This is a genomic window from Aeromonas sp. 160P, assembly GCF_055193095.1.
Window position 1 is genome coordinate 2357886 of sequence record NZ_JBUXKV010000001.1, and the last position, 20133, is coordinate 2378018.

Here is a 20133-nt window from a genome sequence, read left to right on the forward strand (position 1 = left end):
AACGGCGCCAGCCAGCCTTCTTCCCCAATATATGAGCATCGAGTAAGGTCCATACTCGGCCAGAGATATCGTGGCAGTGAGTACAGGTGCTGTCATGTCGCTGTACATAGTTCCGTTGACGAGGCAGATAGGGTGGTGAAATGGACGGCTGCCCCTAGACGAAGTTGGCGAGGCTGATGCCAAATTCTTTGGGGTCGACGGTGTTTTCGATGTTCTCCTGCACGCCAGATTTTGCCAAGTCCAGCCATTGCACATCGAGGTAGTGGCGCTGGGTTGCGTGGTAGATCACCTTGACCAGCGGCTTGAGTGGCTGCTGTTCGTTGCGCTGCATTACGATGGCCAACCGCTGGTTGGAAAGTTGCACCAGCGTTCCTACCGGATAGACCCCCATGCACTTGATGAATTTGGTGACCAGTTCGGCATCAAAATGCTGGTTTGCCCCCTTGAGCAAGATACGAAATGCCTGGGTGGGTTGCATCCCCGCTTTGTAGACCCGATCCGCGGTGATGGCATCATAGACATCGACGATGCCGCTCATGCGGGTATAGAGGGAGAGTTGATCACCCTTGAGCCGCTGCGGGTAGCCGGTGCCATCGAGCCGCTCGTGATGGTTGGCGGCTACCTCCAGCATGGTGGGGGTGATGCCCTGGGTATTGCTGAGGATCTCGTAACTGTGCACCACATGCTGGCGCATGATGACGAACTCCTCGTCGGTCAGTTTGCCCGGTTTGTTGAGCACCTCGTCCGGGGTCATGATCTTGCCCACGTCGTGCAGCAGGCCTCCCAGGGTCAACTCTTTGAGCACGCTGCGCTCCAGCCCCAGATAGCGCCCGAAGTTGGCCAGCAGAATGGCCACGTTCATGGAGTGCTCCATCAGGTAGGCATCCTTGGCACGGATACGGGCCAGACAGAGCATGGCATCGCCATGGGTGAACATGGTGTCCACCATCTCCTCGGCCACTGCGGCCAGCGGGGTGATGTCGATGGGTTCACCCGCCTTGAGGTGGCTAATGAATTTGCTCTGTAGCTCGCGTGCCTCCTGATAAAGACGGCGGATCTTCAGCTCCCGTCCTTCGCCGTTGGCACTGGCCCTGCGTCCCACTTGCGCGCTATTGGCATTGAGGTCGGGAGAGGTTATCGCTTCGCTCTCGGCACTGCCCAGTTTGCTGCGGGCCAGATCGATACGCACCGTCAGCACCCCCTGTCGCACCAGATTGGCAATTTGCGCCACATTCGTCACCATTCCCATCTGGGCGATCTCCATTCCACCGGTCTGGCTGGCGATAGCAATGACATACATGCCGGGTTTCAGCTGGTTGACGGGGATCACGGGATAGGATGCTTGGGACTTCATGGATTTTTCCTGGCGTTTATTATTATGAGCATCGTGCGGATGAGGTATTAGTGATAAGTGTAACATTGGAAGACCAGCTCGTCATGATTGGTAGCCCCTTAACAGTGGCGTTGTGGCCCCCGCCCGATATAATGACGCCCCTTTACTTGTTGGACCTGAGGTTGTGAATGCGGCTTGATAAATTTCTTTGCGATTGTTCTGATTTGACCCGCTCGCTGGCCGGCAAACTGATCCGTCAGGGTGAGGTCATGGTGGATGGCATTGTGGTCAAGCAACCCGCTTTTCATATCAATGAGCAGAGCCAGATCGAATTTGACGGTGTCACCTTGATGCTAGAGCAGCGCAACCGCTATTTCATGCTGCACAAACCGGTCGGTTACGTCTGCTCAAACGAAGACCCTGATCACCCGACAGTGTTTTTCCTGATGGATGAGCCTGCGATGGGCAAACTGCATGTGGTGGGTCGCCTTGACCTCGATACCACAGGTCTGGTGCTGGTGACCGATGATGGTAAATGGTCCCACCGCATCACATCGCCGCGCCACGAGTGTGCCAAGACGTATCACGTCTGGCTTGCCGACCCGGTAAGCCCGGATGCCATCGAGCTGTTTGCCGAAGGTGTATTCCTGCGCAATGAGGATGACAAAACGCGTCCTGCCCAGCTTGAAATCCTCGACGAGTGCGAGGCCCGCCTGACCATCCATGAAGGCAAGTACCATCAGGTCAAGCGAATGTTTGCCTCGATCGGCAACAAGGTGGTGGGCCTGCATCGTGAGCAAATTGGTAGCCTGGTGCTGGATGATGCGCTGGCGCCGGGTGACTATCGCGAACTCACAGCTGAGGAGATCGCGCTGTTCTGATTGCGCCTGCCTTATCCGGTTTCAGTGACCGCTGAAACCCAGTACCAGTGCGGTGCCGAGTGTGGCAATCAGGGCACCAGCCCAAGCGGCAACGGATGGCCGCTCCCCCGAGTGCCACCACAACAGCGGCAGCAGTAGCACGGGAGTGGAGGAGGAGAGTATGGCCACCATGCCCACTTCGCCCTTACGCAAGGCCATCAGGATCAGGGTCATGCCCAGCCCCATCGCCAGAAAACCGTTGGTGGCGATCATGGCAAGGATCTGGCGATTGACCGGTTTGAGCGGCATGGCCAGCGGCAAGCGCCCCAGTCGCAGGACGCAGTGGGCCAGCAGGGCACTGCCCATCCGGATACCCGATGCGCTCACCGCATCCACCTCACCACTCATCATCACCGGTTTGGCGATAATGGCCCCCAGGCTCTGACAAAGCGCGGCGGTCAGGCCAAGGCCAATCCCCAGCGCCAGATTGCCCCGGATCTGCTCCCACTCGTTACTGCTACTGCGTCTGCCAAACAGGATCGCCAGCATTACGCCGGCAAACACCAGCATGGCCCCCAGCAGTCGCCAATCAGTGAGTGTTTCGTTAAACAGCCAGAGCCCGAGCAGGGCAGAAAACAGCGCATGACAGGAGAAGAGCAGGGCACTGCGTCTTGGCCCCAGCCGGTTCATGCAGGCAAATAGCGCTGTATCGCCAACAAAAATGCCGATCAGCCCCGAGATGGCAAGCAAGGGCAGTGCACTGGCAGTGAGTGTTTGCCAGCCACCAGTGAGCAGACTCACGCTGCCGAGCATCAGGCTGACCAGAAACATACGCCAGCGGCTGTAGGCAAATGCCCCCAGATGACGGGCCGGTTTGACCGAAATTAGTGCCGCAACTGCCCATAAACTGGCCGAACCCAGTGCCAGCCACTCATACCTCATAAATACTCCTGAAAAAAATAGCCCGAAAGACTCCATCTCTCGGGCAAGCTCGATACAATACGGGGCGTTTTCGGGGATAACAAGAGCGGCATCAGGCATTCATCAGGCGCGCCCTCGGCCTTCCCCTCCGGCAGTGGTTTTATTCGAGGTTTTATCATGAGCTATGGTTTCTTCCCCAAGCTGGCGCAACGCTGGCTCTCCCCGCTATTGCTTGCCGTGCTGGCAGGGCCCTTGGCCCATGCAACCACAGTCGAGCAACAGCCTCTGCTTGCCGATCGACAAACCCTGGTCAAAGGTAATGGTGGTGAGCCAGAGTCGCTGGATCCTGCGCTGGTGCGATCCGGTTTCCCGGGGGAGGCGGTACTGGTCGATCTGTTTGAAGGGCTGGTCAGCGACGATGGGCAAGGGCATATCGTTCCGGCGCAGGCGCAGCGCTGGGAGGTGAGTCAAGATGGACTGGAGTGGCGATTCTTCCTGCGTCCCCAACTGAAGTGGTCCAATGGCGACCCCTTGGTTGCCGCTGATTTTGTCTATGCCTGGCGCCGTTTGCTTGATCCGGCAATGGGTTCCCCTTCCGCTGAGCTGTTGCTGGCGACTGGCATCAACAACGGCCAATCCATTTATGCGGGGGCACTGGAACTCGACAACCTGGGGATTGAAGCGCAAAGCGATCAGATCCTGAAAATTACTCTGGAACGACCCTCCCCCTATTTCCTGCAGCTTATCAGCCAGCGCCCCTTCGTGCCGGTTAGCCAGAAGGCGATAGCCAAGTTTGGCAAGCAGTGGACGGCGCCAGGCAAACTGGTGAGCAATGGTGCTTACCGGTTAGTAGACTGGGTACCCCATGAGCGGCTTGAAGCAGAGCGTAATATCCAATACTGGGACGATCTCCATACCCGGATTGCCCGGGTCACCTATCTGCCTATCGCCTCGCAGCATGCAGAACGGCTGCGCTATGAGGCCGGAGAAATACAGCTCACCAACAAGGTGTCTCTCGGCTATTACCAGAAGATGAAGCGCGAATCCCCGGAGCGGCTGTGGGGCTTGCCGCTGTTTGGTACCTATCTCTACGCCTTCAATCTGAAACGTCCCGAACTGCAGGATGTGCGGGTGCGTCAGGCGCTCTCCATGGCGGTTGATCGGCAGCAGCTTATTGGAGCGGTGAGCGGGCAGGATGAGCCGGCGGCATGGTCGCTGTTGCCGGAGATGCCGGGTTATCCCCAGGTGGTATTGCCTGTTGCGCTGGAGGATATGCCGACTCGGCAGGCCAAAGCGGCAGCACTGCTGTCAGCGGCCGGGTATAACAGCGCGAATCCACTCAAGCTGAGCATTACCTACAACACCGCCGAGACCCACAAGCAGATGGCGCTGGCTATCGCGGCCATGTGGCAGAAGCTGGGGGTGCAGGTCACCCTCAACCATCTGGAGTGGGGGGGCTATCAGATGGCCAAGGATAGTGGTGATTTCCAGATAGCCAGAAGCTTCCTGTTCGGCGATTACGTGGAGCCGTCAGCCATGCTGGGGAGTTTCCGTTGTCAGGATCTGCGCAACGAGAGTGGCTACTGCAATGCCGATTTTGATCTGTTGCTGGAGCAGGCTGGCAACACGCTGGACAGCGCGAGTCGAGTCGAACTCTATCGACATGCCGAGCAGTTGCTGCTTGAGGAGGCGCCGATCCTTCCCGTGTATCATTACAATCAGATGAGGCTGGTCGATCCCACCCTGCGTGGGCTGCCCAGCGAGAGTTTGAGAGGGACGATTGCCACCAAGGATCTCTATTTCAGCCAGCAGTGAGGAGCATTTCATGAAACTTGCTATTATTTCCGATATCCACGGCAGCATCATTGCGCTGGAGCGGGTGCTGACCCTGCTTGAGCCATGGCAGCCCGATCACTACCTGCTGCTCGGTGATCTGCTCAATCATGGGCCGCGCAACCCTCTGCCTGACGGGTATAACCCGCCAGCCGTGGCCGATCGGCTCAACGAGTTGGCCTCGCAGATCATCGCTGTGCGTGGCAACTGTGATTCTGAAGTGGATCAGATGTTATTGCGTTTCCCCATCACCGCCCCCTACAACCAGCTGCTGGTCGATGAACGGCGCTGGTTTGTCAGCCATGGCCATCTTTATCATCCTGACGAGGTACAACTGCCGCCAGGCAGTCTGTTCCTGAGCGGCCATACCCATGTGCCGGTATTGGAATGGCAGGGGGAGCGAGTATTGATGAATCCGGGCTCAATCTGTTTTCCGCGCGGTGAATTGCCTGCCAGTTACGGTAGCTATGAGGCCGGGGTGCTGCGAGTGAATGCTTGTGAGGATGGACGAGAGTTGCTGCGACTGGCGCTATAAAAAACGGACAGAAAAAATGCAAGGCCTGATAAGAGATGTCAGGCCTTGATACCGTAGGAGCGGGTGCCAGAGCGCGTGTTGCCTTTGGCGTCATAGGTCAGGCTGTTGCGATCGCGCAGCTGACTCAGAAAGGTTGCCAGACGACGGTTGGAGACGATGCTCAATTCAAGCAGCCGACCGTTGATATCATTTTGTGCCTGGCAGGCATCCAGTTTTGCACTCAGCCGTGCCATCTCATCGGGATAGGCTGCCAGCTGTAGTGCCAGTTCCGGCATCTCTGCCAGCGTCTTGTCCAGGGTTTCTATCGCAGCAAGCAACTGCTGTTTGCGCTCGGTCAGTGCAGGCAGGGCCAGTGCCTGATGCTGCTCGAGCAAGCGGAACTCCTCTTCCAGAATGCCTTGCATCTGGGTGAGATAATCATCTTGGGTGTGCAGTAACGAAGGTAAGTCCATCATCTAAGAACTTTGTCCAGATTAGCTTCGAAACTGAACATCTTCTTGGCTACTGCATCGCTATTGACCTGATATTCGCCACTTGCGACGGCTTTTTTCAGCTGTTCGACCTTGCTTTCATTACCGGTAGACGCGGTATTGAGGGTCTGTTGCATCTTTTGCAATTGTTGCGCCTCACTGGTCAAGGAGACTGAGTCCAGCTTGACAGTAGCCGCTTTGTTTTCGGGCGATGAGGTGACTGACTTGCTGCCTGTCCCCTGGCTGTTACCGGTATTTTGCAACCGATTGTTCGCCAAGTTGTTGATATTGTTGATGGCCATTTTAGTTACCTTCGTCTGCTTTAAGGTTTGCTTACCTGTTTATCGGTGCAGCAGGTCAGAACTTTAGAAAAATTATCGAACATCTGGCATTAGAAAGTGATCGATACAGCACCTACACCACTTACTTTACCCTCAACAGTTTTGCCGGATCGAATATTGACGAGTTTGATGATCTCTCCGAAGCTGCCATCTTGCAAGGCTCGGGCCATGGTTTTGATCTGGAAGTTGTTGTTTTCTGCTGTCAGGGTGACTTGATCCCCTTTGCATACCACACACACCTGGCTCAAACGGATGGGCTGCCCCGGTTTGATTTCGCGTTTGCTACGTACCCCTATGAGTGGGGTGGGGTCGGTCAGATAGTCGCCACGGATCAGGGTTTGATCCTGATAGGCAAGTATAAGTTGCGGCTCGGTCAGCAGATCCCCTTTGGCAATAGGGTTGGCGACGGTGACATAGGGTTTTTGAATGCTAACCCGTACAGGCAAATAGACATCCCAAGGTTTGTCTTCTTCACACTTAAGGTAAACAGTTGTATTTCGACGAATTTCCATTTTAGCGGGTAAGCTGATGGTTAATCGGTCTTCGCAGCGGGTCAGTGGGAGCCGTTCATCCAGCGTTGCCGAGGTGACATCAGCCCTGGCATCCAAGGGCACTTCTAGCTGGCCATAAACGAACTCTTGCGCTTTTTCTTGCAGATAGGTGGTGACGTCCGAGGCATAGCTGGAAGAGATGCTACCTAAAAAGAGGCTGATGAGTAAAAGACGGTTAATCATTTTCGCTCGTTGGTCGATAAGTTGTTCACGCATATCACCATATTTAACTATGATTGCTTCAGAATCTGTTTGTGGTCACATCGATAGTCTGATGCAATCCATTACACATGCATGATTAATGCCAAGCGTCTTTTAGGGAGTGTTTATGGCCAGTATCCTGGACTCGGTCAACCAACGTACCCAGCTAGTGGGGCAAAACCGGCTGGAGTTATTGTTATTTCGTCTCAATGGACGTCAAAGATTTGGCATTAACGTATTTAAAGTACGTGAGGTGTTGCAATGTCCGCATTTGACCGTGATGCCCAAGTTGAACTCCTGCATTCGCGGGGTTGCCCATATTCGTGGCCAGACTATTTCTGTCATCGACCTCAGCATGGCGGTGGGTAAGCGTCCGATTGAAGATTTGAGCAAGTGCTTCATCATTATCTCCGAGTACAACCGATCTGTTCAGGGTTTTCTGGTGCACTCGGTCGAGCGCATCATCAATATGAACTGGGAATCCATCTTGCCGCCTCCTAAGGGGGCTGGCCGTATCAACTACATGACCGCAGTCACTGAGGTCGATGGTGAGCTGGTAGAGATCCTGGACGTTGAGCGGATCCTCAACGAAATTTCTCCGGTATCTACTGAAGTAAGCCAAGAGTTGGTGGAAGCCAGTTCCGATCATCCGACGTTGGGGCGCCCTGTGCTGGTTGCAGATGACTCGTCTGTCGCGCGTAAACAGGTGCAACGTGCACTTGCAGCGATTGGGGTTGAGTGTGTGCTGGCAAAAGATGGCCGAGAAGCGTTAAACATGCTGCTGGAAATGGCCAAGAATGGTCCTATCAAGGATCAGATTGCGCTGGTGATTTCAGATATCGAAATGCCGGAAATGGATGGCTATACCTTTACTGCCGAGATCCGGAATAATCCAAATCTTAAGGATTTGCATGTTATTCTGCATACATCCCTCAGTGGGGTATTTAACCAGGCAATGGTGCAGAAAGTCGGTGCGAACAACTTCATCGCCAAGTTTCAACCGGATGAGTTGGCCAAAGCCGTACAAAACGCACTCTAATAAAGAAGAATCGCTGCATGAAGACACTTTCGGACGACTTATACAAACAGTTCAGCAACTTTCTGGCGGTACAGAGCGGGATTGTGCTGGGTGATAACAAACAGTATCTGGTGAAGAGCCGTCTTTCACCGTTGATGGCGCAGTTTGGCATCGAGAGTTTGTCTGATCTGGTCACTCGTGCAATGAGTGTACGAGAGCGTGACCTGAAAATGGCGGTGGTTGATGCCATGACCACCAACGAGACCCTTTGGTTTCGTGATACCTATCCGTTTCAGTTACTGACCGATAAAATTTTCCCAGAGTTGGGAAAAAGTGGTCGTCCCATCAAGATCTGGTCTGCTGCGTCATCATCCGGGCAGGAGCCCTACTCAATTGCCATGACAGCCATTGAGCAACAGATGAAAAAACCCGGCACCTTGCCTGGTGGCGTGCAGATTGTGGGAACGGATATTTCGACAACTATGTTGAACCAGTGCAAGGAGGGTGTCTATGACAGCCTGGCCTTGGCTCGGGGGTTGTCACCAGAGCGCAAAAAAATGTTTTTTGAGCCCTATGGTGATAGCAAGATGCGCGTAGTTGAGCGAGTCAGAAAATTGACCACTTTCCGGCCAATAAATCTGCTGGAAAGTTACAGCTTGCTCGGAAAATTTGACATTATTTTTTGTCGTAATGTGCTTATCTACTTTGCTCCGGATGTGAAGTCGAAGATCCTCAACCAGTTTGCCAGCAGCCTTAACCCTGGTGGTTATCTGATGCTGGGCGCGTCAGAATCATTGGCCGGCCTGACCGACAGATTCGAGATGATCCGTTGTAATCCTGGGATCGTTTATAAGGTCAAATAGGCTCGGTAACCGCGCAATCTGAGGGTTGTATCGACTCTTACTGTGATACCCGAGGGAAGCATTCTGCTTCCCTCTTTCTTTATGTTTGACTTCAAAATCACGTCGATACAGGTGGAAAAATAGGATCGGCTCTCCCCGTTATGGGCAGGATCCTGTGATCTTTTTGCTATGTCAGGTGCCGCTATTTCGAACCACGCTGCCGTGTACTCTCTTCTGGCATACCTCTTGCAATACAAATACCAAGCAGGAGGTGTGCTATGGCTCTTTCATTTGACAAGGTATTTGGTGTGCATCAACACACGATCAGCGTTCGCGCCAAGCGTGCTGAGGTGCTTGCAAGCAATATTGCCAATGCTGATACCCCGGGGTTCAAAGCCAGGGATATCAATTTTGCTCAGGCGCTGCAGGATGCCCAACATCAGCAGGGTTTTGGACTGGCAACCACCAGCGAGAAGCACTTTGCCTTGAATATGGACGCCTCAGGTACTGTGCAATATCGCAATCCGTTACAACCGGACACCGGCGATGGCAATACCGTTGACGTGCAGCAGGAACGTAGCGATTTCTTGCGTAACAGTCTTGAGTATCAAACCTCCCTGGAATTTATGAATGGCAAGATCAGCGGCCTGCTCAAGGCCCTGAAAGGAGAACAGTGATGAGTTTGTTCAAGGTCTTTGACATAGCAGGCTCGGCTATGAGTGCACAGTCTGTGCGGCTCAACACGGTTGCCAGCAATATGGCCAACGCAGACAGTGTCAGCTCCAGTGTGGAAAATACTTACCATGCCCGGCGGCCAATATTTGCCGCTCAGCTTGACCAGGCAATGTCTGATAAACAGGGGGCAGTCGGGGTTGAGGTGAAGGGCATTGTTGAGAGTAAGGCCCCTCTGCTTAAGGAATTTAACCCGAACCACCCGATGGCGGACAAAGATGGCTTCATCTTCAAACCGAACGTCAACATGGTGGAAGAGATGGCTGACATGATCAACGCGTCCCGCAGTTACCAGACTAACGTTCAGGTTGCTGACTCGGCCAAGAAAATGTTGCAGCAGACGCTCCAGCTTGGCAAGTCCTGATAGGAGGGATGCAATATGGTCGATACAACCAACAGTGTGAACGGTATCAGCCGTACCACACCTCAGACGACGACAGCCCCCAAAAAAGAGCTGGACCAGGCTTCCTTTTTGAAACTTCTCACTATGCAACTGTCGTATCAGGACCCCTTTAAGCCGGTTGATAACGCTCAGATGCTCTCCCAGATGACGTCAATGTCAACTTCGGAGGGGATCAACAGTTTGTCGACCCAGATGGGTAACCTCAATACCCTGATGACCTCTAGCCAGGCGCTGCAAGCCTCTGCTTTGGTAGGACAGAATGTGTTGCTACCTAGCAATATCGGTTATCTGGAAAAGGATGGCTCCGTCAACGGTGTTGTGGCAGTCGGTGTCGAGAACAAGTACTCGAACGTCAAGATAACAGTGGAAGATGAAAAAGGTCAGGTTATTCAGGAGTTCCCTCTGGAAGGTGATTTGCGGGGCAACGTTGAATTCTCTTGGGATGGGAAAGACAAGTCTGGCAATCCAGCCAAGTCTGGAAAATATGTGATTAAAGCCAACGGCACCATGGATGGAAAGTCTGAGAGCATCTCGGCCCTGACGTATGGCAAGGTCGATAGTGTGGTTCTCGGTAATGGAACCAATCCGACCCAGCTCAACCTGAGAGGTCTCGGCACCACAACGCTTAACAGTATCCTGCAAATTTCAGGATCTAATCAAAACAAACCAACTACTCAGTCAAAAACCACGTCGACAGCATCGATCTAAGGAGCTGGATATGTCATTTAACAATGCCTTGAGCGGTGTCAACGCGGCACAAAAAGATTTGAACGTTACCGCTAACAACATTGCCAACGTCAACACCATGGGCTTTAAAGAGTCTCGTGCGGAGTTTGCGGATGTGTATGCCAACTCCATCTTTGTTAATGCCAAGACCCAGGTCGGTAATGGTGTGGCAACGGGGGCGGTGGCTCAACAGTTTCATCAAGGGGCGCTGCAATTTACCAATAACGCACTGGATCTGGCGATTCAGGGTAATGGCTTCTTTGTGACCTCCGACGGTCTGACCAACCTGGACCGTACTTACACCCGTGCCGGTGCCTTCAAGCTCAATGAAAACAGCTATATGGTCAACAATCAGGGGCATTATCTGCAGGGGTATGAAATTAACGCCGATGGTACGCCTAAGGCGGTCAGTATCAATGCGACCAAGCCGATCCAGATCCCTGACCGTGCTGGAGAACCAATTAAGACCTCCAAGATTGACGCCAGTTTCAACTTGCCGTCGACAGCGTCGCCTTTGCCTGCCGGTACAGGTGCCGGGGATGCCTCTACATTTAATATAAAGGATTCAAAAACGTACTCCTCTTCTACCTCTGTGGTGATTTATGACTCACTGGGGGAGCCCCACACCATCACGCAATATTTTGTCAAAGAGGCTGATCCGGCAGATTTGACCAAGCCTGCCAATCCGACCGCTTGGCGTATGTATCTCTACCAAGGCGATAAGCCCATTGATATTGTCGGTGGTGTAACGCCAACCATGGCCGCAGGTTTGACCCCTGCACCTTCTGGTGCCCGAATCACCTTCGGGGCAGATGGCAAGATGATTACCCCGACCACACCGGCGACCATCAAGACAGAGCAATTGGGAGCCGCGCCCCCGGCAGGCGCTGGCATTATCACTAACGGTGCAGATCCCACCCAGCAGGTGGATATCAGCTTCGGAACTGTGACCCAGTATGCCTCACCGTTTGAAGTCAACAAGTTGACTCAGGATGGTTCCACTGTCGGCCGTTTGACCAAGGTGGAGATCACCCCGGATGGCATTGTGTCCGCGACTTACAGTAACGCCACCACCATCAAGGTGGCGATGGTTGCCATGGCAAAGTTTGCCAACTCGCAAGGATTGACTCAGGTTGGCGATACCTCCTGGCGACAATCCCTGCTCTCTGGCGATGCCTTGCCAGGGACGCCCAACTCAGGAACTTTTGGCACCATCAAGTCATCCTCGCTGGAGCAGTCCAACGTGGATTTGACCTCCGAACTGGTTGATTTGATCACCGCCCAGCGTAACTTCCAGGCAAACTCCCGTTCCCTGGAGGTCAATAGTTCGCTGCAGCAGACCATCTTGCAAATTCGCTAATAGCGCAATTTAGTATCATGAGAGGGGCCGAGGCCCTGATGCCAGTCAGTTAAGCCTGACTGGCATTTTTATTGGTTTTTTTCACACTGTACAGCTATGGCCTTGGCTGCACGCAGCGGGGAGGGGCCACTGGATGGGATGGCCAAGTGCCTGGCCAGCGCTAGTCAATTTCAGCGCCTTGATCAGCAAATAATCCTGTCATCACGGCGGTTTTTCTGTTTTGAGAACAAGGAGATGGGGCCGAACAGCAGCCAAGTGTGGCGACAATCCCCCCAAGTTGGTCAGTTTGTGCTACCATAGCGCTCGTTTTTTGACATCTCACTCCACGTTCGCCGCCAGATTGCCCATCGGGCTGTCTGCACGGGTCGTGACTTTGCACCATCATGCCTGATGATGTCACCTCGGATAGCGAGCTAACAAGATACTGTTAGCAACGACACCATCAAGAGCTCATGAGATAAGGAGATCGGGTAATGAAGCAATATCAAAGCTGGCTGGCTGATTATTTAATGAGTCGCCGTGACGGGGACCACGCCATGGCCTCCGAACTTGCCAACTCCATCTGTGCCTTCTGGAAGGATCAGGGAGATGAAGCTGAAACCAGTAAGTGGCAGCAGCGCTACCAGCAACACATAGAGCAGGCGCAATAAGGCCCACTAGCTCTTCACTCACAAAAAACCGGCACACATGGCGTAATGCCGATCAGTTAAGGATCTATTGACCGATCCTTCTTAGGCGTGAAAATCCGAAACCAGTTGACTGGTTTCGGATTTTTTATGGGTATCGAACAGGCTCTCGACTTCCTTCATGCCACGCATGCTGCCCAGTTTGAGTCACTATCTAGACCACTACAATCCGACCCCATTCCCTCCGCGTTCATTATCACCCTGCTCGGTGAAGAGCATCCTTAATACCATTGGTATTAGCACCTTGATGGGGTGATGAAAGGTTCAGATCCCGGAAGGGGAACAAAGCTCAACAAACTCCCCAAGCGATGCTTGGGGCGTTTTTTATAAGAGACAGGCCTCAGCTGCTTTTGGGCTGTTTTGCCAAAAAACGCGGTTTAGCCGAGCTGGAACAACAGTGGCCAGCCCTGCTCCTGGCAATAGCGATGCTCCTTCTCCAGATTCTGCATCAAGAGACGGTTATCCTCGCACCAGTCGATCGGCAGGGTCACTACCAGCTCATCGCCTTGCACTGCGACTTTCCACTCAGGCAGCAAGTGATCCTGCCGCTTGTGATGGGCGGCGACCGCGAGGCGCAGAATACGGATGCAGCGCAGCACTGTCTGCAGGTCGTGGTTGGGCAAGGCAGGCAGTTCGGAGAGCTTGAGCCCCTTGCGCTGAAAGCGTGCCAGCGCGGCGAGCAACGCCTGATCGTCCTGGTTGAAGCCGGGCAGGTCGGTGTGTTGCAGGATATAGGCGGAGTGGCGATGAATGCCGCTGTAGTTGATGGCAAGGCCAATCTCGTGTAGCCGCGCCGCCCAGCCGAGGATGGCGCGATAGGGCTCTATCGCCATCTGCCACGGCTCTTGCAAGGCATCGAACAGGGTCAATACGCTCTGTTCCACCCGGGCTGCCTGCTTGCGGTCCATCCGGTAGTGAGTGCCGAGGGCTTGTGCGGTGCGCTCGCGAATATCGTGGTGCTGCAAGCGCTCCTCGAACTCGTAAAGGAGCCCTTCGCGCAGGGCGCCGTCAGAGTAGTCCAGGCGCTCGATGGGCAGCGAGGTAAACAGCCCGAGCAGGATAGCCACGGCAGCGGCAAACACCTCTTGTCGCTCTTCGGTGAGCCCCGCCAGCTTGAGGTTGTCGACCCGTTTGCGCTCGATCATCATTGCCTTGAGTCGCTCCAGCCCCTCCAGGGTAATGCTGCCATCAGTCAGCCCTTCCCCTTGCAGCACGTCGCGCACGGTGCGGATCGAGCCGGAGCTGCCAAGGCAGCTCTGCCAGCCTAGCTTGCGATACTGGTTGATGATGGGGGCGAGCTGGTGCTGCGCCTCCAGCACCGCATTGCTGAAGTGTTTGTCGCTCAGTTTGCCGCTGGCAAAGAAGCTCTGGGTAAAGCTGACGCAACCCATCTTGCGGCTGGTGAGGGCTTTGTGGTCAAACCCCTCACCGATGATGAGCTCGGTGCTGCCACCACCGATATCCACCACCAGCACCTGACCTTCGATGTGCTGGGTATGGGCGACCCCCTGATAGATGAGGCGCGCCTCCTCCTGACCGCTGATGATTTCGATGGGGTGGTTGAGCACCATGGCTGCCTCGCTCACGAATTCGCGGGCGTTGCTGGCGCGGCGCAGGGTATAGGTACCGGCAATACGGATCTGATCCGGCTTGATATTGGTGAGGCGCTCGGCAAACAGCGACAGGCAGGCGAGGCCACGGGCCATCGCCTCGGGGCTCATCCGCTTCTGTTCATCCATCCCCTCGGCCAGACGGACTCGCTCCTTGATGCGATCGACGATGCGAAAACGCCCTTCGCTCAGGTGGGCGATCACCATGTGAAAACTGTTGGAGCCGAGATCCACGGCGGCATAGAGACTATTGTCCATTGTTTGACTCGATACGTTTGAGATAGTCGTAAATCGCCACCTGAGAGCGGATCTTGCGGCGGTTGCCCCGCTTCACATACTCGTTCTGCTGGTCGGCATCGATCACCCGCGCCTTGCAGGTATCACTCAGTTGTAGTTCGAGAATGTCCATGATGCGCTGCTTGAGGCGCTCATCATAAATGGGGGTACCCACCTCGATCCGGCCGTCGATGTTGCGGCTCATCCAGTCGGCGCTGGAGATATAGAGCTGGGGGTTGCCCTTGTTGTGGAACACCATCACCCGCGGGTGCTCGAGGAAGCGGTCGATGATGCTGATCACCTTGATGTTGTCACTGAGGCCCGGTACGCCCGGACGCAGGGCGCACATGCCACGGATGATCATCTGGATCGGCACCCCCGCCTGACCGGCGGCATAGAGGCGGTTGATGAGATCCTTATCCACCAGATTGTTGATCTTGAGGATGATGCCGCTCGGTTGGCCCGCCTTGGCGTTGGAGAGCTCGTTGTCGATGAGGCGGTAGAGCTGACGGCGGCTGTTGATGGGGGAGACTAGCAGGTGGTTGAATTTGTAACGCTTATAGGGGTATTCGATGTATTCAAATACCCCCTCCACCTCGGCGGTGATATCAGGGTGGCGGGTCAGCAACGAGAAGTCGGTGTAGATCTTGGCGGTCTTCTCGTTGAAGTTGCCGGTGCCGATATGGGCGTAGCGCACCGCCTCGCCATGTTCATGGCGAGTGATGAGGCAGAGCTTGGAGTGGATCTTGAGGCTCGGCACCCCAAACACCACCTTGACCCCGGCATCGGTGAGAATGTTGGCCCAGTCGATGTTGGCCGCTTCGTCGAAACGGGCGCGCAGTTCGACCACCACGGTCACCTTCTTGCCGTTGTTGGCGGCATCGATGAGGGAGTGGATGATCCGCGACTTCTTGGCTACCCGGTAGATATTGATGCGAATGGCGCTCACCGCCGGATCGAACGCTGCCTGGCGTACCAGCTCGGTGAAGTGGTGGAACTTGTGGTACGGGTAGTAGAGCAGAATATCCTGCTTGGTAATCGCATCGAAGGCGTTGACGAAGCCGTCAAAATCGCGGCAATCGAGCGCTGGCAGCTTGGGGTTTTCCAGATAATCTCGGCCCACGTTGGGGAAGCCGATGAAATCCTTGAAGTTGTGGTAGCGCCCACCCGGCATGATGGCGTCGTAGGAGCTGATCTGCAGCTTGAGCTTGAGGAAGCTGATCATGGCGGCGGGCATCTCCCGCTCGTAGACGAAGCGCACCGGCATGGCGGTGAGGCGCTGCTTCAAGCCGTCACTCATCTTGTCTACCAGGCTCAAGTCCAGCTGGTCTGAGAGATCATATTCGGCATCCCGGGTCAGCTTCACCGCATAGGCGGCAATCTCGTCGTAGTCGAAGAAGCCCTTGAAGATCTCGTCGAGACAGAAGCGGATGACGTTATCCAGAATGATGATCTGTTTCTTGCGGCGGGTCCCTTCCGGCGGCAACTGGAAGAAGCGGGGCAGATCGTCGGTCGGCACTTCCACCAGCGCGTACTGGATCACCTGACCATCTTTTTTCATTTCGACGGCCAGATAAGTGTGTTCATCCTTGAGAAACTTGACCGGATTGACCTCCTTGTTGAGCAGGATCGGGATGATGTGGCGCAGCACCTTCTCCCGGAAAAAGACCCGCAGCCACTGCTGGATCGATTCGGAGATCTGGCTCTCATTGACCAGAAAAATGTTGTGACGGGCCAGCGCGATCAACAGCTCCTTGTAGGTGTTGTCGAACGCTTCGCCAAGGGCCATTACCTTCTGCTGGATGGCGCGCAGCAGCACCTTGGCATCGTCCCCGCCACCGTGAACTTCACTGATGAGGATGCGGCGCTTGACGTCGGAGACCCGCACCTTGAAAAACTCATCCTGGTTGGAGGAGAAGATCCCCAAAAAACGGACCCGCTCGATGAGGGGCACTGTTTTGTCCATTGCCTCTTGCAACACCCGTTCATTGAATGAGAGCCAGCTCAGCTCTTTCTCTTCATACTGCTTGTCGGTGCTCATGTTATGCCTCTGTATCAGGTCGCGTCTGCGCGGCAGTTATGGCGTGAGAATATGTCAGATTGATGACAAGCGAGTTACTCGTGCAACGCCTCATCGATATCAACCACCAGATCGTCGGAGAGGGACTCCAGCGCGGTGATCAGGGTCTCCATTGCCAGTCCGTCAGGCAGGGCAACCAGCGCGTGGGCATAGAAGAGTGGGGCGCCGGAGTGAGGGGCCGGTTCGCAGCCAGTGGTCAGGTCGGCCACATTGATCTCGAGCTGGCGCAGGATGCTGGCCACTTCGTGGACGATACCGGGGCGGTCGTTGCCGGTCACCGTCATCATCACCTGATGAGCCGGTTCCGCGGTGGGCGTCCCTTCGGCAAAGCTGATGGTGAGCCCAGGTAACAGGGCCAGCGCTTCGCACAGGCTGCGATAGTGATCATCGGGGACCGAGACATGGAGGATACCGGCAAATTGGCCCGCCAGCTCGCTCATGGCACTGCCCAGCCAGTTGCCCTGTTCGCGGCTGATGACGGCAGCCAGACTTTCGACGATACCGGGTTTGTCTGCACCGATCACGGTGACCACCAATTGCTTTTGCATCCTGCTCTCCTTGATATGGGATGTTATGCCTGTTGCCATTGTGCCTGCAGTGGCTGGTCATATGAAGCCCCGCAGACTGACCAATAGATAAAAATCCGGTGCTTTGACATTCTCCAGGTGCTTGACTGCTGCCTTGCCCTGTTGCGGCTGTGGTAAAGTGGTGCCCCTTTCGTGTTGTGAACTGGAACGTGCTCTGATGAATACCTTTGTCGTATCGGGATTGCTGTTGTTTGCACTGCTGGTGATGGCGATTTTCTGGCTGCGATTCCGGCCGAAAAAACGTCTTCCCTACGATCTTCGGGAGACCTTGCTCAGCCCTGAAGAGCACGCTTTCCTCGGCGTGCTAGAAATGGCGGTTGGCGACAAGGTTCGGGTATTTGCCAAGGTGCAGGTAGCGGCAGTGCTGACCCCCGAGGCGGGGCTTGGCAAAAGTAAATGGCAACAACACCTCGGCAAGATCAGCGGCAAGCATTTCGACTATCTGCTGTGTCATCCCGCCGACCTCTCTTTTATTTGTGCCATCGAGCTCGGTGACAACACCCACCGTCATCAGAAACGCAAGGTTCGCGACTCGGTGCTGCAAACCGCCTGCGATAGCGCGGGCCTGCCCCTGCTGCAGATCGCAGACCGTGGCCACGGTCTTGAGCAAGAGCTGCGTGAGCTGATTTTGCCGTTACTGATCAAACGTAGCGAGCCTGTGGTGGATGCGCCGATAGCGGGGCAGCGCCGCGAGCCAACCTTCAATTCATTGTTGCTCGATGGAGTTGATGTCGGCTCCCGTCCCCATGGTCGTTCAGAGCCCGAGTCGAATGCTACGACCGCCGTTCAATCAGCGAGCGAGTCATTCAGGTACAATAAGTTGACGGCTGAATTACCTGCGATGGAAGGGGATCTGGCTGAGGGCTTATTCATCGATACGGAGGATGATGAAGAGCAAGAAGTTCACCACTGCCCCCGTTGTGATGCGCCCCTGCTGGAGCGGGAAGCAAAGAAAGGGCCACATGCAGGTCAGCTATTTTTGGCGTGTAGTCGTTTTCCCGATTGCCGCTATGCGGCGCCCCACCACCGTCATCCCCACTGAGTTTGTCTCACTGTGCTGTATGCTGCCCTCTGACGAGGGCAGTTTGCTTGCTGCCTCTGGCTGCCTTGGCCGCAGAAGAATCGTCGACAAAATTCAACTAGTCTCCCGTTTCTGTCGATACACTTAGCCTGACGCGACAGTTTTTGACAATGCGTCGGAATTTTGGCACTTTGTGCACCAGCAACAAAACAGTCAAAAACTGTTTGATGAGAAAAAACAATAAATTAGTTCAGGCTATCGAGAGGGATGGATATGGTGGAGATGGGCGTGTTGATTGTTGATGCCGATGGGCAACGACGTCAGCAATTGGGAACTGTGCTCTCGTTTATGGGGATCCCGTGGCAAGAGGTGGCGCAAAGCGATCTGGATGTGGCCATCGAATCCTCAGGTCCGCTGCAAGGGGTGCTGGTGGGCGATCTGGCTGGTCGGGAGTTGCCGGAACTGCTGACAGCCTTCCCGCGAACCCCCTTCCTCTCGCTGGTCGCGGCGGAGCTGCCCAACAACAATTTCATCGGGGTAGCGCTCTCTCCTTTTACCTATGAGTCCCTTACCCGCCATCTGCATTTTTGCCAGGCTTTTGTCTCCTTACATCCTCGCCAGCAGACCCATGACAAGGGGCAGGCCCTGCTACGTCTGCTGGTGGGCAAAGGGAAGGGGATCCAGGAGGTGCGCCGCCTCATCAGCCAGGTGGCCGAGACCGATGCCAACGTGCTGATCCTCGGCGAATCCGGCACCGGCAAAGAGGTGGTGGCCCGTGCCATTCATGAACTCTCTCCCCGCAGTGCCGGTCCTTTCGTGCCCATCAACTGCGGTGCCATCCCCGCCGAGCTGCTGGAGAGCGAACTGTTTGGTCATGAGAAGGGATCGTTTACCGGTGCTGTGGCTGCCCGTCGTGGCCGCTTCGAGTTAGCTCAGGGCGGCACCCTGTTTCTGGACGAAATAGGCGACATGCCGATGCCGATGCAGGTCAAACTGCTGCGGGTGCTGCAGGAGCGGCTGTTCGATCGGGTGGGGGGCAGCAAGCCCATTCAGGCCGATGTGCGCATTATTGCGGCGACCCACCGGGATCTGGAGGCGATGATCCGCACCCAGGGATTTCGTGAAGATCTCTACTATCGCCTCAACGTATTTCCCATTGAGACGCCGCCACTGCGGGATCGCATCAACGATATTCCGCTGTTGTTGCAAGAGCTGCTCAACCGCCATGCCGAGCAGCATCACGGTTTTATCCGGCTGACCCAGCGGGCGATGGAGTCGCTGATGCAGTACCCCTGGCCTGGCAACGTGCGCGAGCTCTCCAACCTGCTGGAGCGGCTGCTGATCCTCTATCCGCACCAGATTGTCGATGTGGCAGACTTGCCGAGCCGTTATCGGCTGCTGCCTTGCGAGCCACGGGATGAGCGGTTGACCGAGATGGATGAACGGGATGCGCTGGCGGCGGTATTCCAACAGCCGATCGAACTGGATCACGCAATGACCTCGCCCCGCACCATGCAGTTGCCGGAGGAGGGGGTCAACCTCAAAGAGATGCTGGCCGACCTCGAAGTGGAGCTGATCCGCCAGGCGCTGGAGTCGCAGGACGGGGTAGTTGCCCGCGCGGCGGACCTGCTTGGCATGCGCCGTACCACCCTGGTGGAGAAGATGAAAAAATACGGTATGAGCAAAGACGCATAAGGGTCAAAGCCTTGACGCTAGCGTGTAAGTCTTTGTTTTAATTTGAATATTT

General features: G+C 55.1%; 20 protein-coding genes. 12 read left to right on the forward strand and 8 right to left on the reverse strand.

Features of this window, described 5'->3' with window-relative positions; translation table 11 throughout:
* Window positions 1-154 precede the first annotated feature (154 nt).
* On the reverse strand, window positions 155-1354 hold the full coding sequence (locus ACY8FN_RS11210; RefSeq protein WP_139693548.1) for an HD-GYP domain-containing protein: 1200 nt from the start codon (window positions 1352-1354) through the stop codon (window positions 155-157).
* A gap of 167 nt (window positions 1355-1521) precedes the next feature.
* Here ACY8FN_RS11210 and rsuA point away from each other — a divergent pair, with 167 nt between their 5' ends.
* Window positions 1522-2214 (forward strand): 16S rRNA pseudouridine(516) synthase RsuA, encoded by a 693-nt coding sequence (gene rsuA, locus ACY8FN_RS11215; RefSeq protein WP_042022029.1) that lies wholly within the window; start codon window positions 1522-1524, stop codon window positions 2212-2214.
* Window positions 2215-2235: 21 nt separating this feature from the next.
* Here the strand turns inward: rsuA and ACY8FN_RS11220 are convergent, their stop codons facing one another.
* Complete coding sequence (locus ACY8FN_RS11220; protein ID WP_463100052.1) at window positions 2236-3135, reverse strand: DMT family transporter; 900 nt, start codon at window positions 3133-3135, stop codon at window positions 2236-2238.
* A 156-nt stretch (window positions 3136-3291) separates the two neighbouring features.
* Between ACY8FN_RS11220 and ACY8FN_RS11225 the strand changes: the two genes are divergently transcribed.
* Together ACY8FN_RS11225 and yfcE are read left to right on the forward strand one after the other, a co-directional pair.
* Entirely contained in the window at window positions 3292-4929 is a 1638-nt protein-coding gene (locus ACY8FN_RS11225; protein WP_463100053.1) for a peptide ABC transporter substrate-binding protein, read from the forward strand.
* Window positions 4930-4939: 10 nt separating this feature from the next.
* The gene (yfcE, locus tag ACY8FN_RS11230; RefSeq protein ID WP_101346743.1) at window positions 4940-5482 is read left to right on the forward strand and encodes a phosphodiesterase; all 543 of its coding nucleotides are present in this window, start codon (window positions 4940-4942) and stop codon (window positions 5480-5482) included.
* Window positions 5483-5520: 38 nt separating this feature from the next.
* On the opposite strand, the gene ACY8FN_RS11235 is transcribed toward yfcE, so the two are convergent.
* The 3 genes from ACY8FN_RS11235 to flgA all read right to left on the reverse strand — a co-directional run bounded on the left by ACY8FN_RS11235 (window position 5521) and on the right by flgA (window position 7027).
* Window positions 5521-5937 carry a flagella synthesis protein FlgN gene (locus ACY8FN_RS11235; protein ID WP_162850445.1) on the reverse strand — a complete coding sequence of 139 codons (417 nt, stop codon included), beginning with the start codon at window positions 5935-5937 and terminating at the stop codon, window positions 5521-5523.
* Window positions 5934-6254, reverse strand: coding sequence for a flagellar biosynthesis anti-sigma factor FlgM (gene flgM, locus ACY8FN_RS11240; protein ID WP_068977204.1), 321 nt, complete (start codon window positions 6252-6254; stop codon window positions 5934-5936). The genes ACY8FN_RS11235 and flgM overlap by 4 nt, the downstream gene beginning before the upstream one ends.
* An 89-nt stretch (window positions 6255-6343) precedes the next feature.
* Window positions 6344-7027 (reverse strand): flagellar basal body P-ring formation chaperone FlgA, encoded by a 684-nt coding sequence (gene flgA, locus ACY8FN_RS11245; protein ID WP_082186813.1) that lies wholly within the window; start codon window positions 7025-7027, stop codon window positions 6344-6346.
* A 145-nt stretch (window positions 7028-7172) separates the two neighbouring features.
* On the opposite strand from flgA, the gene ACY8FN_RS11250 reads away from it, so the two are divergent.
* The 7 genes from ACY8FN_RS11250 (at window position 7173) to ACY8FN_RS11280 (ending at window position 12776) form a co-directional block, all read left to right on the forward strand.
* A complete protein-coding gene (locus ACY8FN_RS11250) occupies window positions 7173-8084 on the forward strand; it encodes a chemotaxis protein CheV (RefSeq protein ID WP_042022043.1) in 912 nt (303 codons plus the stop codon).
* A gap of 17 nt (window positions 8085-8101) precedes the next feature.
* Window positions 8102-8926 (forward strand): CheR family methyltransferase, encoded by an 825-nt coding sequence (locus tag ACY8FN_RS11255; RefSeq protein ID WP_042022045.1) that lies wholly within the window; start codon window positions 8102-8104, stop codon window positions 8924-8926.
* A gap of 257 nt (window positions 8927-9183) precedes the next feature.
* The gene (flgB, locus tag ACY8FN_RS11260; RefSeq protein WP_463100054.1) at window positions 9184-9582 is read left to right on the forward strand and encodes a flagellar basal body rod protein FlgB; all 399 of its coding nucleotides are present in this window, start codon (window positions 9184-9186) and stop codon (window positions 9580-9582) included.
* Complete coding sequence (gene flgC / locus ACY8FN_RS11265; protein ID WP_101325244.1) at window positions 9582-10001, forward strand: flagellar basal body rod protein FlgC; 420 nt, start codon at window positions 9582-9584, stop codon at window positions 9999-10001. Before flgB ends, flgC begins: the two co-directional genes overlap by 1 nt.
* A gap of 15 nt (window positions 10002-10016) precedes the next feature.
* Complete coding sequence (locus ACY8FN_RS11270; protein WP_042022050.1) at window positions 10017-10748, forward strand: flagellar hook assembly protein FlgD; 732 nt, start codon at window positions 10017-10019, stop codon at window positions 10746-10748.
* A 10-nt stretch (window positions 10749-10758) separates the two neighbouring features.
* Window positions 10759-12126 (forward strand): flagellar hook protein FlgE, encoded by a 1368-nt coding sequence (flgE, locus tag ACY8FN_RS11275; RefSeq protein ID WP_463100055.1) that lies wholly within the window; start codon window positions 10759-10761, stop codon window positions 12124-12126.
* A gap of 473 nt (window positions 12127-12599) precedes the next feature.
* Entirely contained in the window at window positions 12600-12776 is a 177-nt protein-coding gene (locus ACY8FN_RS11280) for a hypothetical protein (protein WP_098969069.1), read from the forward strand.
* Window positions 12777-13189: 413 nt separating this feature from the next.
* On the opposite strand, the gene ppx is transcribed toward ACY8FN_RS11280, so the two are convergent.
* The 3 genes from ppx to ACY8FN_RS11295 form a co-directional block, all read right to left on the reverse strand.
* Window positions 13190-14680, reverse strand: coding sequence for an exopolyphosphatase (gene ppx, locus ACY8FN_RS11285; RefSeq protein WP_463100056.1), 1491 nt, complete (start codon window positions 14678-14680; stop codon window positions 13190-13192).
* Entirely contained in the window at window positions 14670-16739 is a 2070-nt protein-coding gene (ppk1, locus tag ACY8FN_RS11290; protein ID WP_068977199.1) for a polyphosphate kinase 1, read from the reverse strand. The genes ppx and ppk1 overlap by 11 nt, the downstream gene beginning before the upstream one ends.
* A gap of 74 nt (window positions 16740-16813) precedes the next feature.
* Window positions 16814-17326 carry a glycine cleavage system transcriptional repressor gene (locus ACY8FN_RS11295; RefSeq protein WP_042022066.1) on the reverse strand — a complete coding sequence of 171 codons (513 nt, stop codon included), beginning with the start codon at window positions 17324-17326 and terminating at the stop codon, window positions 16814-16816.
* Between the two features lie 196 nt (window positions 17327-17522).
* Between ACY8FN_RS11295 and ACY8FN_RS11300 the strand changes: the two genes are divergently transcribed.
* Entirely contained in the window at window positions 17523-18407 is an 885-nt protein-coding gene (locus tag ACY8FN_RS11300; RefSeq protein ID WP_463100057.1) for a DUF2726 domain-containing protein, read from the forward strand.
* Between the two features lie 252 nt (window positions 18408-18659).
* Window positions 18660-20081, forward strand: coding sequence for a sigma-54 dependent transcriptional regulator (locus tag ACY8FN_RS11305; RefSeq protein ID WP_463101159.1), 1422 nt, complete (start codon window positions 18660-18662; stop codon window positions 20079-20081).
* The last annotated feature ends 52 nt before the right edge of the window (window positions 20082-20133 follow it).

Bases quoted from the DNA above. Each gene is read 5' to 3' on its own strand.
- ACY8FN_RS11220 (WP_463100052.1), bottom strand. From the start codon at position 3,135: ATGAGGTATGAGTGGCTGGCACTGGGTTCGGCCAGTTTATGGGCAGTT.
- flgE (WP_463100055.1), top strand. From the start codon at position 10,759: ATGTCATTTAACAATGCCTTGAGCGGTGTCAACGCGGCACAAAAAGAT.
- ACY8FN_RS11210 (WP_139693548.1), bottom strand. From the start codon at position 1,354: ATGAAGTCCCAAGCATCCTATCCCGTGATCCCCGTCAACCAGCTGAAA.
- yfcE (WP_101346743.1), top strand. From the start codon at position 4,940: ATGAAACTTGCTATTATTTCCGATATCCACGGCAGCATCATTGCGCTG.
- rsuA (WP_042022029.1), top strand. From the start codon at position 1,522: ATGCGGCTTGATAAATTTCTTTGCGATTGTTCTGATTTGACCCGCTCG.
- ppk1 (WP_068977199.1), bottom strand. From the start codon at position 16,739: ATGAGCACCGACAAGCAGTATGAAGAGAAAGAGCTGAGCTGGCTCTCA.
- ppx (WP_463100056.1), bottom strand. From the start codon at position 14,680: ATGGACAATAGTCTCTATGCCGCCGTGGATCTCGGCTCCAACAGTTTT.
- ACY8FN_RS11225 (WP_463100053.1), top strand. From the start codon at position 3,292: ATGAGCTATGGTTTCTTCCCCAAGCTGGCGCAACGCTGGCTCTCCCCG.
- ACY8FN_RS11300 (WP_463100057.1), top strand. From the start codon at position 17,523: ATGAATACCTTTGTCGTATCGGGATTGCTGTTGTTTGCACTGCTGGTG.
- ACY8FN_RS11250 (WP_042022043.1), top strand. From the start codon at position 7,173: ATGGCCAGTATCCTGGACTCGGTCAACCAACGTACCCAGCTAGTGGGG.
- ACY8FN_RS11305 (WP_463101159.1), top strand. From the start codon at position 18,660: ATGGTGGAGATGGGCGTGTTGATTGTTGATGCCGATGGGCAACGACGT.
- ACY8FN_RS11280 (WP_098969069.1), top strand. From the start codon at position 12,600: ATGAAGCAATATCAAAGCTGGCTGGCTGATTATTTAATGAGTCGCCGT.
- flgC (WP_101325244.1), top strand. From the start codon at position 9,582: ATGAGTTTGTTCAAGGTCTTTGACATAGCAGGCTCGGCTATGAGTGCA.
- flgA (WP_082186813.1), bottom strand. From the start codon at position 7,027: ATGATTAACCGTCTTTTACTCATCAGCCTCTTTTTAGGTAGCATCTCT.
- ACY8FN_RS11255 (WP_042022045.1), top strand. From the start codon at position 8,102: ATGAAGACACTTTCGGACGACTTATACAAACAGTTCAGCAACTTTCTG.
- flgB (WP_463100054.1), top strand. From the start codon at position 9,184: ATGGCTCTTTCATTTGACAAGGTATTTGGTGTGCATCAACACACGATC.
- ACY8FN_RS11270 (WP_042022050.1), top strand. From the start codon at position 10,017: ATGGTCGATACAACCAACAGTGTGAACGGTATCAGCCGTACCACACCT.
- ACY8FN_RS11295 (WP_042022066.1), bottom strand. From the start codon at position 17,326: ATGCAAAAGCAATTGGTGGTCACCGTGATCGGTGCAGACAAACCCGGT.
- ACY8FN_RS11235 (WP_162850445.1), bottom strand. From the start codon at position 5,937: ATGATGGACTTACCTTCGTTACTGCACACCCAAGATGATTATCTCACC.
- flgM (WP_068977204.1), bottom strand. From the start codon at position 6,254: ATGGCCATCAACAATATCAACAACTTGGCGAACAATCGGTTGCAAAAT.